Annotated in this window: 12 protein-coding genes; 4 read left to right on the forward strand and 8 right to left on the reverse strand. The window is 69.9% G+C overall.

Annotation, left to right across the window (positions count from 1 at the left end):
- Nucleotides 1–11: 11 nt before the first annotated feature.
- Nucleotides 12–983, reverse strand: coding sequence for an acetylxylan esterase (locus tag ASE56_RS01890; protein WP_056224424.1), 972 nt, complete (start codon nucleotides 981–983; stop codon nucleotides 12–14).
- Entirely contained in the window at nucleotides 980–1,978 is a 999-nt protein-coding gene (locus ASE56_RS01895; protein ID WP_056224426.1) for an acetylxylan esterase, read from the reverse strand. Before ASE56_RS01895 ends, ASE56_RS01890 begins: the two co-directional genes overlap by 4 nt.
- A gap of 47 nt (nucleotides 1,979–2,025) precedes the next feature.
- Here ASE56_RS01895 and ASE56_RS01900 point away from each other — a divergent pair, with 47 nt between their 5' ends.
- Complete coding sequence (locus ASE56_RS01900; RefSeq protein ID WP_056224428.1) at nucleotides 2,026–2,820, forward strand: DeoR/GlpR family DNA-binding transcription regulator; 795 nt, start codon at nucleotides 2,026–2,028, stop codon at nucleotides 2,818–2,820.
- A gap of 44 nt (nucleotides 2,821–2,864) precedes the next feature.
- Here ASE56_RS01900 and ASE56_RS01905 read toward each other — a convergent pair whose 3' ends face one another.
- From ASE56_RS01905 to ASE56_RS01930, 6 genes are all read right to left on the reverse strand, one after another.
- Nucleotides 2,865–3,758 carry a LacI family DNA-binding transcriptional regulator gene (locus ASE56_RS01905; protein WP_056224430.1) on the reverse strand — a complete coding sequence of 298 codons (894 nt, stop codon included), beginning with the start codon at nucleotides 3,756–3,758 and terminating at the stop codon, nucleotides 2,865–2,867.
- Nucleotides 3,759–3,843: 85 nt separating this feature from the next.
- Nucleotides 3,844–6,099 carry an FAD-dependent oxidoreductase gene (locus ASE56_RS01910; RefSeq protein WP_056224432.1) on the reverse strand — a complete coding sequence of 752 codons (2,256 nt, stop codon included), beginning with the start codon at nucleotides 6,097–6,099 and terminating at the stop codon, nucleotides 3,844–3,846.
- A gap of 96 nt (nucleotides 6,100–6,195) precedes the next feature.
- Nucleotides 6,196–7,512 (reverse strand): extracellular solute-binding protein, encoded by a 1,317-nt coding sequence (locus ASE56_RS01915; protein WP_056224435.1) that lies wholly within the window; start codon nucleotides 7,510–7,512, stop codon nucleotides 6,196–6,198.
- Nucleotides 7,513–7,554: 42 nt separating this feature from the next.
- Nucleotides 7,555–8,487, reverse strand: a complete 933-nt coding sequence (locus ASE56_RS01920; protein WP_056224438.1) for a carbohydrate ABC transporter permease — start codon at nucleotides 8,485–8,487, stop codon at nucleotides 7,555–7,557.
- Nucleotides 8,484–9,332 (reverse strand): carbohydrate ABC transporter permease, encoded by an 849-nt coding sequence (locus ASE56_RS01925; protein ID WP_200914108.1) that lies wholly within the window; start codon nucleotides 9,330–9,332, stop codon nucleotides 8,484–8,486. The genes ASE56_RS01920 and ASE56_RS01925 overlap by 4 nt, the downstream gene beginning before the upstream one ends.
- A gap of 291 nt (nucleotides 9,333–9,623) precedes the next feature.
- Nucleotides 9,624–10,472 (reverse strand): alpha/beta fold hydrolase, encoded by an 849-nt coding sequence (locus ASE56_RS01930; RefSeq protein WP_056224439.1) that lies wholly within the window; start codon nucleotides 10,470–10,472, stop codon nucleotides 9,624–9,626.
- A gap of 87 nt (nucleotides 10,473–10,559) precedes the next feature.
- Between ASE56_RS01930 and ASE56_RS01935 the strand changes: the two genes are divergently transcribed.
- From ASE56_RS01935 to ASE56_RS01945, 3 genes are all read left to right on the forward strand, one after another.
- Nucleotides 10,560–11,021 carry a MarR family winged helix-turn-helix transcriptional regulator gene (locus ASE56_RS01935; RefSeq protein ID WP_056224441.1) on the forward strand — a complete coding sequence of 154 codons (462 nt, stop codon included), beginning with the start codon at nucleotides 10,560–10,562 and terminating at the stop codon, nucleotides 11,019–11,021.
- Nucleotides 11,018–12,391 (forward strand): MFS transporter, encoded by a 1,374-nt coding sequence (locus tag ASE56_RS01940; RefSeq protein ID WP_056224443.1) that lies wholly within the window; start codon nucleotides 11,018–11,020, stop codon nucleotides 12,389–12,391. Before ASE56_RS01935 ends, ASE56_RS01940 begins: the two co-directional genes overlap by 4 nt.
- A gap of 106 nt (nucleotides 12,392–12,497) precedes the next feature.
- Entirely contained in the window at nucleotides 12,498–14,099 is a 1,602-nt protein-coding gene (locus ASE56_RS01945; protein WP_056224445.1) for an MFS transporter, read from the forward strand.
- Nucleotides 14,100–14,230: the final 131 nt, after the last annotated feature.

Genomic DNA, 14,230 nt, shown 5'->3' on the forward strand with positions numbered 1-14,230 from the left:
GGACGCCCCGCTCAGCCGCGCGCGGCGAGAGCCCGCAGCACCTCGAGCTGGTGCACCGGGCCGCCTCCTTCGTGTCCGTTCCACGGGTAGACGCGAATGCTCTTCTCGCCCACGTAATGGTTGTACGCCGCAAAGACGGTCGACGGAGGGCACACGGCATCGCGCAGGCCCACCGAGAAGAGGGCGGGAACCCTCGCTCGCGCGGCGAAGTTGACGCCGTCGAGGTACGAGAGAGAGCGGAACACCGCCTCTTCCTCGCCGCGCCGAGTCTGCAGGTACGCGATGATCTCGCTGAAGGGCGCGGCGTCGGTGATGGCGACCGCCCGACGCATCGCGCTGAGGAACGGGAAGTCGATCGCGGCGAACCGGAGTCCCTCGCTCAACGCCGCTGCGGCGAGCGCGATGCCCCCGCCCTGGCTCCCGCCCCACACGCTGACACGTGTCGCGTCGATCGCCGGGTGCGAGCGGACCGCATCGATCGCGAGCACCGCATCGCAGAAGACACGGCGGTAGTAGGAGCGGGAAGGATCGTCGAGCCCCTCGGTCACGCGACCGGCGACATGCGGCGCTCCGCCCACGGGGTCGGAGGTCGCCCCGGGCAGCGCGCCGCTGCTCTGCCCCCGCGTGTCCATGACCATCACAGCGAACCCCGCGGAGGGCAGCAGCGTGTGCTGGTGGGCGAGGCCGCGACCGGAGTTGTAGCCGATGTACTGCACGACGCACGGCAGAGGCCCCGAAGCTCCGCGCGGGCGCAGGAGCCACGCGCGCACCTCGTGCCCCCCGAAGCCCGCGAAGACGACATCGTCGACCTCGACGCCGGTCACACCGGTGTCGTCGGTGTCGAGCGGGGTGAAGCGCGCGGTCCACGACGCCGCCCTTGCCTCGCCGAGCGTCTCGGCCCAGAAGGCGTCGAAGTCGGCGGGCTCCTCTCGCGGCGGGCGGAAGGCCTCGAGGTCGGCGAGCGGCAGGTCGAACTGGGTCACGGGTTCTCCTTCTCCGCGGACGCTCGCGAGAGCACCCGGTCGATGTGCGCGTGGGTCGCGGCGAATGCCCGCGAGCGGACGGCGTCGAGTCCGCGGTACTCGCGGTGGCCGTAGGGCTGCACGTCGAGCTCCAGTTCGGCACCCGTCGCCTCGTCGATCGCGTTGGCGACGGCGAACTGCCCGGGCGGGGGAACGTGACGGTCGCGTAAGGCGCATTCCACGCGCACCGGCACGCGGACGAACGTCGCCGCCGTGGACGCATCGAAGAAGCGCAGGACCTCGCGCGCCGCAGGGTGGGCTCCGACGTGAGCCCGCACACGCTCGCCGCTGCCTTCGCACGGCAGGCGCAGGCGCAGGTCGTACTGGCCGAAACTCGGCACGATGAGCGTCGCCCCCGCGAAACGGTCATCCCACGGAAGAGCGAGCGCCCCGATCCCGCCGCCGAAGCTCTCGCCCACGTAGTACAGCGGGATCGGTCCCACCAGAGCTCTCAGCGCCGACCCGGCATGCCAGAGATCGACGGCGCATCGGCCGAGAACGTACTCGTCGATCGAGTGGATGCCGTGGAGCACGTGCCCGTCGGCGGGCGTGGGTGCGCCGAGCCCGGCGTTGAGCGACCCCTGTCCTCTCGCGACGGGGAAGAAGACCGCTGCATCGTCCGGGACGCGATCGAAGTCGGGAGCCTCGCGCCCGCCGTAGCCGTGACCGTGGACGATCCCCACCCGCGGCGGCATTCCGCCCACCGCCGTCGCGAACCACCCGCGAACGCGCAGACCGTCGGCGACGGTGTGGTCGACGAGGAAGAGCGACCGCCCGTCCGCGCGCCCGAGGGGTGTCATCCTCGGATCGGGGTCGACCTCGGCTGCCGCCGCCGCCCAGGCTTCCCAGCGCTCGGCGAAACCGACGGGCGGAGCGACCGGGGGCACCGCGCGAAGGGCCGGCAGCTCGAAGCCGTAATCGCCCTCCCCCGCGGGATCGGCGATGACGCCGTTCACGAGCGGGCCGCCGTGGAAGACTGGAGGCCCGAACGAGAGGAGCGATCGTGCTCGCCGCCGAACGCCGATCCCGCCTCCTGGCCGAGGTTCGCCGACAGGGAGCCGCCGCGGTCCCCGATCTGGCCGAGACCCTCGGGGTCAGCGAGATGACCATTCGGCGCGATCTCGACGTGCTGGCGGCCGATGGCCGCGTCGATAAGGTGCGCGGGGGCGCTCGCACGCCGCAGCCCGGAGTCGCGGCATCCCGTGACTTCGCCACGCAGTCCCGCCGCAACGGAGACGGCAAGAGGGCCATCGCCCGCCGCGCGGCCGAGCTCGTCGAGCCGGGCATGTCGGTGGGACTGAGCGGAGGCTCCACGACGTGGGCTCTCGCGCGCGAGCTCCGCGGCATCGACGACCTGACGATCGTGACGAACTCCCTGCCCGTCGCCGACGTGTTCGCCCGCCCCGACAGAGCGGACGAGCCCTACACGCAGACGGTGGTGCTCACCGGCGGCGTCCGCACTCCCGCCGACGCACTGGTCGGTCCGGTCGCCGTCGCGTCCCTCGAGCATCTGCACTGCGACATCGTCTTCCTCGGTGTGCGCGGCCTGGACCTCACAGCGGGGCTGACGACCTCGAACCTGCTCGAGGCCGAGACCAACCGCGCCCTCGTCGCGGCGGGGGGCCGAGCGGTCGTCCTCGCCGACCACACGAAATGGGGAGCCGTGGGACTCACCACCATCGTGGATCTGCACGAGGTCGACCTGGTGGTCACCGACGAGGGACTCGCGCCCGACGCCGAAGAGACGCTGCGCGCGCACGTCACCGAGCTGTGGGTGGCCGCCCACGGCGACGACTGAGACCCGCCCGCCCCCGCGCGGGGAACGGACGGCGAGAGCCGGGCTCACCGCGCGGTACTCGCTCGCGCGATCACCGTGGCATCCACCACGATGTGTCGCACCGGAACGTCCGCGCCGGGCCGAGCCGCCATCTGACGCTCGAGCTCGGTGAACGCCGCTTCGACGATCCCGTGATCGTCGGGCGCCACCGACGAGAGCGCAGGGACCGAGAACTGCGCGGCGTGCACGTTGTCGATGCCGATCACCGCGACGTCGCTCGGCACCGCCCGCCCGCGCTCGTGCAGAGCCGCGAGCACGCCGAAAGCGACGGAGTCGTTGGAGCACACCACACCGTCGTATGCGACGCCCGAGGAGTGAAGTCGGCCCAGCGCCGCCGCGCCCTCTTCGGAGGTGAACGCATCGACCGAGACGATGAGCTCCGGGTCGTCGGCCAGGCCCAGGCGCGACACGGCGTCGCGGTACCCGGCGAAACGCTGGTCGGCGGCATCCGAGGGGCGTGACACGCGAGGTCCGAGGAACGCGACCCGGCGGCACCCGGCGTCGGCGAGATGCGCGGTCGCCAGGTCAGCCGTGCGGCGGTTGTCGATCGAGACGTGCGTGAAAGGGCTGACCGCGATGTGCTCACCGAGGAGCACGAGCGGTCCCGGATCCGTACGCCGGGTGAGGTCCCCGACCGTCAGAGAACGCGGGATGTGGATGAGGCCGTCGGTCTCGGGGAGCCCCACCCCGTTCGCGACGTCGATCTCCCGCTGATGGTCGCCCTCGGTCTGCTGGATGAGGATCGACAACCCGCGCGCCTCGGCCCCGCGCGCCAGCAGGGTCGTGAGCTCGGCGAAGTAGGGCTCCTCGAGATTGGGCACGGCGAGCGCGATGATCCCGGTGCGCTGTCGGCGCGAGAGCGGCGAGATCCGCCGCGTGGCCGAAGGCGTGTCGGTCATGGCGGGACTCCTCGTCGAGGACCGGGCGGCGCTCGCGCGCACCGCCGAGCGGTCTGTTCTGGGGGCTACGGTATCGCGCGGCATGTCACTCCTGGACACGGAAGGCCACGATGCGGGCCTCCGGAGCGCCGTGGGTCGCCGTCACGACCACGCGGGCGGCGTCGATCGCGCCCATTCCGGGAGGAAGCGGGTGGCTGCGCCGGCGGCGACGGTTGTCCGCCACGGTCGCGACCTCGGTCCACTCCTCGGACCCGGCCACCTGGATCTCGACCCGGTACGTGTCGACGAGCGAGGGCATCACGAGGTGCGGATCGCGGTGATGGTGAAGGGTGTTCAGCTCGATGTCGGGGTCGTCGTCGAAGACCAGCACGATCTCGCGCGCGACGACGGGCCGGTCCCAATCGAGCCGCAGCCACGCCTCTGCCTCGGTCAACGGTGCCGAGGCCCACAGGTTCGGTCCGCCGAAGGGGCGCTGGTATCCACCGACCGCGCGTTCCGGTGCCAACGCCTCCGATGCGGTGGGAACGCGGAACTGGACCGACCGCCCCCGCAGCGGCTTCGTCGGCCACTGCACCAGCAGCTCGTCGAGGCTCACCTGCACGTTCTGATCCTCGGCGTCCGAGGTGTGGACGAGTGTGAGAACGCCGGGGGGCAGCTCGTCCGTCACGAAGAGCGTGACCCCGGTCTGGGCGCGGACGACGATGACGGCGTTCGCCGGAGTCTCGGGTTCCCAGCGCACCGGAGCGTGCACCCACCTTGCATCCCCCGCGGCCACGGCCACCGTGACGGCATGCTCGAGGCGTTCGGGCACGACGTTCTGGGCGAGCCCCGTCGACCACACCTCGACCGCGAGGTCCACGTCCTGCTCGGCGGCGACACGCACCTCGAATCCGTCGAGACACGGGTGAACGGGAACGACGACTCCGACATCTTCGGTGAGCGGATGCGGACGGGCGACCGCGATGTCGCTCGGGCCGAGTCCCGCCCGCACGCCCGAAGCCGAGACACGGGCGGAGAGGGCGAGGTTCGCCGGATCGGCATCGACGACGCCGATCAGCGGGGCGTCCTGACGCAGCAGGAGCTGACGGAGCTCCTCGCGGTGGTTCTCGTAGAGCCCCCGCGGGGTCGTTCGACGGGCGAGGCCGAGGGATGCCGCTGTCCCGGCCGCCTCGCCCATCGCCGCGCAGGTGGCCATCACGCGCGCGGCCCCGAAGGCGATGTGCGTGGCGGAGATGTCGCGCCCGGCCATCAGGAGGTTCTCGACGTCAGCGGAGTAGAGCGAGCGGAACGGAATCTCGAAGACTCCGTTCGAGAAGCGTTGGACGGCGCCCGCACCCGTCGCGTACATGCCCTCCTTCGGGTGCAGGTCGATCGACCAGCCGCCGAAGGCCACGCCGTCGTCGAATCGCGTCTGTTCGATCACGTCGCGCTGGTGCAGCGTGTAGTCGCCGACGAGGCGGCGGTACTCGCGCTTGCCGGGCACATTGCCGATCCACTCGAGATCGAGGTTCTCGGCGTCGAACTCGCCCGAGTTCTTGATGTGGTCCCAGATGCCCAGAATCACCGAGCGCAGCTCGTCGCGGATGCGCTCGTTGTCGTGGACGATGTCGAGCTCACCGCCCCACTCGATCCACCAATAGTGCGCACCGCTGTCACCGCTGCGGATGATGCGCGATGACGGGATCGGGGTCTCGAGGATCGACTTCGCCGAGGCGGGGGCGACGAAGCGCACCGGGTGCCCCACGTCCTTCGTGTAGAACAGCAGCGTCGAGCCGAGAAAAGTGCGCTCGGCCTCTTCCGGCGCCCAGTCCTCGTCGAACTCTCCGCGCGATTCCTTGCCGAGCCGCGCCCGCGCCCCGGCGAGGTGACCGACGAGTCCATCACCGGTGCAGTCGAGGAAGACCGGGGCGACGAAGCGCGTCTCGGTCTCGGCTCCCATGGTCCACCCCGTCACCGACTCGATGCGACGCGCCCCCTCGGGGCCGGTGGCGACCACGTCGCGGACATCGGTGTTGAGGTACAGCGAGATGTTCGGCTCGGCGCGCACGGCATCCAGCACGACGTCGTCCCAGTGGATGGGGTTCCCGTCGGGATTGCGGTACTGGTTCTCGAGGTACAGCTCACCGATGATCCCGTTCTCGCGGGCCCAGCGTTGATTGCCGTGCGCGGTCGCCCCGCACACCCAGACCCGGACCTCCGACGAGGAGTTCCCGCCCAGCACCGGTCGGTTGTTGATGAGGGCGACGCGTCGGTCGAGCCGGGCGGCGGCGATGGCGGCGGCGACTCCGGAGAGCCCACCACCGACGACGACCACGTCGTAGTCGGCCGTGTGTGAACGCATACTGCGGGTGTCCTTCCTGGGGACGCGGGGGCGTCCGGCTTGCGAGCGGGGCGAGCGGGGGGGGGCGGCGCCCGGTTGCGAGGCGCCGCCCCCGCGTCAACCGACCAGCTTCTGCGCGGCCTCACCGGCCTGCTTCATGGCGTCCTTCGGCGAGGCGGACCCGATCAGGACGGCCTGCACGCGATCGGCGATCGCCGACTCGATCTGCGAGTACGCGGTGAACTTCCACAGCGGGTTCGAGCTCGCTGTCGCGGTGATGCGCTCGCTGAACTGGGCGCCGAAAGCGTCGGAGGCGACCTCCGACGACGACAGCGCCTCGGTCGTCGCGGGCGGCAGACCGCGCATCGCGTAGTCGGCGAGGATCGCGTCGAGGTCGCTCGTGGCGTACTGGGCGAAGTCGCCCGCGGTCGCAGCACCGGTGCCGTTGACGACCGCGATCGCGCCGCCCCAGACGAGGGCGCGCGGGGTCTCGCCCTTCTTCAGCACGGGACGCGACACCGGCGCGAGTTTGGTGGCGAGGTTCGCATCCGGCGACTCCTTGGTGACCGCTCCGCGGCCCACCGGGGCGTCGTCGTACATCGCGGCACGTCCCTGGGCGAACAGGCTGCGGGCGTCGAAGCGGTCGACGTCGGCGGCGATGAGGCCCTGGTCGTAGAGGCCCTTGTACCAGGTGACGGCCTCGACGCTGGCGTCGTCGCCGATCGTGATGGTGTCGCCGTCGACGAGCGGGCTGCCGAAGGTCTGCATCCAGATGAGGATGTCCTTCAGCTGCGCGGCCTTGGTCGACGCGGCGTAGGGGATGAGTCCCCCGCCGAGGCCCTTCAGTGAGACGAGGGCCTTCTCGAACTCGTCGACCGTGGTCGGGAACGCGTCGGCCGACAGGCCTGCCTTGCCGAGGGTCTCGGAGTTGGCGATCAGGCCGATCGCGCCGATGGTCCACGGCAGGGCGTACTGCACGCCGTCGAACGTGGCCGCCTGCAGAGCCGACGAAGTGTATCCGCGGCCGGATGCCAACGCCGAGACGTCCTGCAGCTTTCCGGTGGCCGCGAGACTGCCGAGCCACGCGACGTCGACGTGCGCGGCGCCGGTGAACTGCCCGCCGGTCACCTGGAGCATGAGCTGGTTGATGTACTCGTTGTACGGGAACGCGGTGCGCTTGACCGCGACGCCCTTGGCCTTCTCGTACGACGAGAGCGTGCCTTCGAGCGCCGGCTTGGCGGACTCCTCGGTGAGGGACCAGGAAGCGAACGCGAAATCGGTGGGGTCGGCGCCGTTCAGTCCCGCCGCGCCGGCGGCGGGGCCGCTGCTTCCGGTGGGGACGCATCCGGCGAGCGCTGCGGCCGCGGCACCGATGCCGAGGAACTGCAGCGCGCGACGGCGCGTGATGAGCGGGTTGGGCAGAGACGTAGACATAGGTGTCCTCCTTGACAGGGCGAGCAGAGAGAGAAGTCGGGGTCAGCCCTTGACGGCGCCGGCCGTCATACCGCTGACCAGGTACCGCTGCAGCAGCATGAACGCCACGGCCACGGGGAGCGACACCACGAGCGATGCCGCCATGAGTTCAGGCCAGGCGGTGGCCGCCTCGCCGACGTAGGTGTTGACGAGTCCGGGCGGGAGCGTCTGCTTGTCGGGACCGGCGAGCGTCAGGGCGAAGATGAAGTCGTTCCAGCCGCGGACGAAGGCGAAGAGTCCGGCGGCGACGAGCCCCGGGGCCGCCAGCGGCAGCACGATCGAGTGGATGGTGCGCAGCCGCGAGGCGCCGTCGACGCGGGCGGCCTCGATGAGCTCATCGGGGATGGTGTCGAAGAAGCCCTTCAGCATCCAGACGCACAGCGGCAGCGTGAAGGTCGTGAACGACAGCACGAGAGCGGTGTAGGTGTTGAGCAGGCCGTAGGCGCTGAACACGCTGTAGAGGGTGACCAGCAACAGGGCCTGCGGGAACATCTGCGAAGCCAGCACGAAGTACATCAGCTGCCGGCGACCGCGGTAGCGGAACTTCGAGAACGAGTAGCCCATGTAGGCCGACACGATCACCGAGAGCAGGGCCGTGATGACGGAGACGATCACGCTGTTCTGCAGGTAGGTGAACAGCTGCGGGTTGGAGGTCAGCGAGATGTAGGCGTCGAAGGTGATCTCGGTGGGGAACAGCTTCGGCGGGTACGAGAACACCTGATCGCGAGGGGTGAGCGAGGTCGCGAGCAGCCAGTAGACCGGCAGCAGGGCGAACCCGCCGCACACGATCAGCGCGGCCCATGACGCGAGGCGCACTCCCGGACGATCGGAGCGCAGGCCTGAGCTCTGGCGTCGGCGGCGACGCCCGGGAGCGTCGACGACGACGGGCGGGGCCTCGGGGGCAGGGGCGACGGTGGGGAGGGCGGTGCTGGTCATCGCTTCTCACTCCTCTCGGAGAATCGGACGTAGACGACGACGAGCGCCATCAGCAGGACGAGCCACAGCAGGCCGAGCGCGCCGGCGCGGCCGAGGTCGAAGCCATGGAAGGCGGTCTCGTACACCGAGGTGGCGAAGGTCTCGGTGGAGCCGGCGGGGCCGCCGCCGGTGAGCACGTAGATGATGTCGAAGTGCTGGAAGTTCCAGATGAACTCCAGCAGCAGCACCAGGCCGATGATCCCGCCGATCTGCGGGACGGTGATCGAGAAGAAGCGGCGGACCGTTCCCGCGCCGTCCATCTCGGCGGCTTCGTGCAGCTCTCGCGGCACGGTCTGCAGGCCCGCGAGGAGCATGACCATCATCCAGGGGAAGGACTGCCAGGTCTTCGCGACGATCACGGCGAACATCGCGGTTCCGGGCTGCGCGAGCCAGGCCTGCGGTGAGACCCCGAGCGGTTCGAGGATCGCGTTCATGACGCCGTAGTTGGCGTTGAAGATCCACATCCACAGGAACGACACCACGACGCCGGGCACGAGCCAGGGGATGAGCATCAGGCCGCGGAACACCTTCGATCCACGGATCTGCGTGTTCAGCGCGAGCGCGAGGGCGAAGCCGATCACGAAGGGGGCGATGGTCGTGCCTAGGGTGAAGACGAGCGTCTGTCCGAGCAGACGAAGGAAGTCGTCCTCCAGCACGTCGACGATGTTCTGGAAGCCGACGAACTCGCGCCCGGGCAGCACGAGGCTCTGCGTGAAGAACGCGGTGACCAGCGCCGAGACAAGGGGGTATGCGACGACGACCGCCATGAGCGCCATACCCGGCACCACCAGCAGCACGGCGAACATCCCGTTTCCGAGCCGCTCGGGCCGACTGGCCCGACGTGGGCTTTTGTTTGTTTGTGTTATTTTTGGTGTGTCTAGAGTCGTCACGTCGATGTGCGCTTTCCTCGGCAATGAGGGACCAAGTGGCCCGATCGAGGCGGTTTATCCCGCTTTCGGCGACTTCAGCTTCGCCGGTCAGCGCGACGAGGTCAATTCGCGCGAGTAACGCTTAGATCACGACGTGTGAGTTAGTGAGTGTTCTTGTTATTTCACATGTTCGAACGAATGCGCACGAGGACGAACAGCCCCACGCGGTCAGACGCGAGACGGCAGCCGCTCGCCGAGCCAGGCCAGCAGATCGGCGCGCACCGCGGCCTGCTCACGCTCGGCGAAGATCTCGTGCCGCGCCCCGGGATACACCAGGGTCGTCACGTCGGTCAGGCCCGACCGCCGCCGGTACGCGTCGGCGAGGCGGTGCACGCTGCGCGGACCGCCCACGGTGTCGTCGCGCCCCACCATCAGCAGCATCGAGACGTCGTGGCCGAGGTTGCGACCAGGTCGCCCCAGGAGCTTGAGCGTCTCGAGGGGGCCGAACAGCCGCGCGAGGGGCGTCGACGTGGTCAGAGGATCGGCGACGAAGTCGCGTCCCACCTGCTCGTCGCTCGAGAGCCACTGCATCCCGGAGCCGCCGAGATTCTTCCACGGCGCGTTCAGGTCACCCGCGTTCAGTGAGCCCGGCCACCGCAGGGCCGAGCCGCTCAGCACGACCGCGTCATAGGCATCCGGATGCCGATCGAGCAGCATCTGCGCCAGGAACGAGCCCCACGAGTGTCCGAGCAGCACGAGCGGCAGGTCGGGGTGCTCCTCGCGGATGCGCTGCGAGAGGGTCCACACCGCGTCGCGGGCGGCGCCGAGACCGCCGGGGCCGAGACGCCCGAGCTTGGCGTGATCGCCTCCCCATTGCCCGAGCCCCGTGCGGCCGTGGCCGCGATGGTCGTCGGCGTAGACGGTGTAGCCCGCGCCGACGAGGGCCTCGATGAGGGCGCCGTAGCGGCCGGCGTGCTCGCCCACCCCGTGCAGCAGCTGCACGACGGCGCGGGGCTCGACCGCCTCGTACACGTCGTAGACGATGCGGATGCCGTAGGCGTCGTCGAACTCGGGCATGGGGGGAGTCTAGGGCGGCGGCCCCGTCGGCGACCGCGCCCGACCATTCCCTTAGCAAGGCTAATGAGCTACCCTGTCCAGAGGAACATGAATGATCGCGTCGACGAATCCCCCCTCACCGACCTGAGTTCTGACCACAGTGCGGCGGCGTCCGAGCTGCGGATGGCGACATTCCGGCTCGCGCGCCGCCTCCGGGCCCAGCGCGCCGTCGACACCATGAGCGACGGGCAGTTCGCCGTCCTCGCCGCCCTCACCGTTCACGGCGCTCACACACTCGGGCAGTTGGCCGACCGGGAGCGCGTCACGGCACCCTCGATGAACCGCACGGTGTCGCTCCTCGAGGAGGCGGGATACGTCTCGCGCATCCCCGACGAGATCGATCGCCGGCGCGTGACGATCGACCTCACCGACCTCGGGCGCCGCATCGTCGACGAAACGGTGCGCCGACGAGACGCCTTCGTCGAAGAGGCTCTCGCCGAGCTCTCCCCCGAAGAAAGACAGGTTCTCGCTCGAGCGACGACGATCATGAGGAAGGTGGCCGACAGATGAGCACGTCGATGTTCCGGTCGCTGTCGATCTTCAACTACCGCGTCTGGTTCATCGGAGCCCTCGTCTCCAACGTCGGCGCCTGGATGCAGTCCACGGCCCAGAACTGGGTCGTCCTCACCCAACTGACCGACAACGACGCCGCGGCCATGGGCGTCACGATGGCCCTGCAGTTCGCTCCCCCGCTCCTGCTGGTGAGCGTCACCGGGTGGGTCGCCGACCGCTTCGACCGCCGCAAGCTGATCATGTGCACGCAGAGTGCTCTACTGCTGTTGGCCGTGACACTCGGCGTCCTGCTGCTCAGCGGAGCGATGACCCTGCCGCTGATGTTCGGGTTCGCACTGGCCCTCGGCGTGGTCACGGCCTTCGACAACCCGGCGCGCCAGGCCTTCGTGTCCGACCTCGTGTCCCAAGAGAACGCGTCCAATGCCGTCGCGCTCAACGCCGCGTCCTTCAACATGGCCCGCCTGATCGGCCCGGCCGCCGCGGGCGTGATGATCGTGATCGTGGGCACCGGATGGGTGTTCCTCGTCAACGCGATCACCTTCGTCGCCATGCTGGCGGCGCTCTCCGTGATGCGGCCGCACGAACTGGTGGCGCGCCACCGCCGCGGCGGCCCGGCGCGACTGGCCGACGGCTTCCGCTACGTCGCCCGGCGACCCGACCTCGTCGTCATCTTCGTGATGGTGTTCCTGCTCGGGGCCTTCGGCATGAACTTCCCGATCTTCGCCTCGACGATGGCGCTCGAATTCGGCCGCGGTGCGGATGGCTTCGGACTCCTGAGCTCGTTCGTCGCCATCGGCTCGCTCGCGGGCGCGCTCCTCGCCGCGCGGCGGGAACGCGCCCGGATGCGGGTCGTGATCGTCGGGTCCGGCGGCTTCGCCGTGGCATCCGCTCTCTCCGTGTTCGCCCCCAGTTACGGGGCGTACGCGGCCACCCTGGTCTTGACGGGGTTCTGCGTGGTCACGACGCTCACGACGGCGAACGGGTACGTGCAGACGACGACCGATCCCGTCCTGCGCGGTCGGGTCCTGGCGTTGTACATGGCGATCCTCCTCGGAGGGACGCCCGTGGGCGCGCCGATCGTGGGCGCGGTGGCGGCGGAGTTCGGCCCGCGCGTGGCGATCGCCCTCGCCGCCGTCGTGGCGGTCATCGCGTGCGGCGTCGGTGCGACCTGGACGGCACTGTCGGGCCGCCTGCACCGGCACGAGACGAAGCGGTTCCGCCTCACGCTCGATGAGACGCGTCCGATCACCACGATCGCGCCCGAACCCGAGGACTTCAGCGACGAGATCGCCGGCACCACGCCGATCCCGTTGCCCCCGGGCGAGCGCGCGCCGCGAGCGACGCCTCGCCCGCGTCACGGGGACTGAGGGCGAACACCCGATTCGAGAGCCCGCGCCCCGCGTTCGCCGGAGGCGGTCATGGTCGCGCGCGCAACCCCTCGCGTCGACGCATTTAGCTAGATAAGCTAGCGACATGAACGGAACACAGGCAGGGCGCCGCTGGGCGGGGCTCGTCTTCATCAGCATCGCCGTGTCGCTGATCATCGTCGACTCGACGATCGTCAACGTCGCCGTGCCCTCGATCGTCGAAGAGCTCGAGATCTCGTCGACCGAGGTGCAGTGGGTCCAAGAGGCCTACACCCTCGTCTTCGCATCCTTCCTGCTCGTCTTCGGCAGCCTCGCCGACCGGTTCGGGCGACGCCGGCTCATGCTGCTCGGCGTGATCATCTTCGCGGGCGCCTCGATCGCCGCGGCCACGGCCCCCACCGGAGGGCTGCTGATCCTGTCGCGCCTGGTCCAGGGAGTCGGCGGTGCGATGATCCTGCCGACGACCCTGTCGATCATCAACGCCACCTTCCGTGGCCGCGAGCGCGGCATCGCCTTCGCCGTCTGGGGCTCGACGATCGGCGGCATGGCGGCCGTCGGCCCCCTGCTCGGCGGCTGGCTGACCACAGCCTTCTCGTGGCGATGGGCCTTCGGGATCAACATCCCGCTCGGCGTCATCATCGTGATCGGCGTCGCCCTCACGGTCGCCGAATCGCGCAGCGATCGGGCCGAGCGCATCGACGGAGTCGGAGCCCTGCTCTCGGTGCTCACCATGGCCCCGCTCGTGTTCGGACTCATCGAGGGGCGCACCTACGGATGGTGGACGGTCGCGACCGCCCCCTCGATCGGCGACGGGAGCTGGCCGCTTCCGATCTCGCCCGTGCCGATCGCCTTCGCGGTGGCCGCGGTCGCCCTGGTCGCGTTCATCGCGTGGGGCCTTCGCCGCCAGCGTCACGGTCGCTCGACGCTCCTGGCCTTCGATCTGTTCCGGATCACCTCGTTCCGCAACGGCAACATCGCCGCGGCCGTCGTGTCTCTGGGTGAGTTCGGCATCATCCTCGCCCTCCCCCTCTGGCTGCAGTTCGTCGTGGGCTTCGACGCCCTGCAGACGGGCCTGCTGCTGCTCGCGCTGGCGATCGGGTCGTTCGTGGCCAGCGGGGTCGCGGGCGCCCTCAGCGGCAAGTTCGCTCCGGTCTGGATCGTGCGCGGCGGGCTTCTCGCCGAGATCATCGGCGTCGCCGGCGTCGCCTTCACCATCGGGCCGGATGCCGCCTGGGGCCCGCTCGTCCCCTTCCTCTTCGTGTACGGGCTCGGCGTGGGCCTGGCGACGGCGCAGCTCACGGGCGTGGTCCTGGCCGACGTCCCGCCGTCCGCGAGCGGCCAGGCCTCCGGCACCCAGTCGACGTCGCGACAGCTCGGAGCAGCGCTCGGCGTCGCCATCCTCGGCACCGTGCTGTTCTCGACCACGGCGGGGGTGTTGGCATCCACTCTCGACGATCGCGGCATCGACGCGGCCGAGCGCGATCAGGTGGTCTCGCAGGTGGTCGACAGCGCCGGAGCGGCGATCGCGGGCCTCGATGCGTCGTCTGAGACCCGGGATCTCGCGATCAACGCCCGTGCGGCGTTCAGCGACGGTACGAAAGCCGCTGCCTTCACCGCCGCCGCCTTCCTCACCCTGGGACTCGCCTCGACGCTGACGCTCGGGGCAGCCGCGCGTCGGCGCGAGGACAGCGAGGTGCGAACCGACTAGTCCATTCAATCGAATGGATGCCATACCCCCGGGGGGCCTGTCAAGCCGAAAGCCGCTGCGCGAAAGGACCCAGCCGCTCCCCTATCGTGCGGGTGTCTGATTCGCTTACTGATCTCGTGGGGAGATTCATC

This window comes from Microbacterium sp. Leaf203, assembly GCF_001421275.1.
In the GTDB taxonomy this organism is placed as follows: Bacteria; Actinomycetota; Actinomycetes; order Actinomycetales; family Microbacteriaceae; genus Microbacterium; species Microbacterium testaceum_A.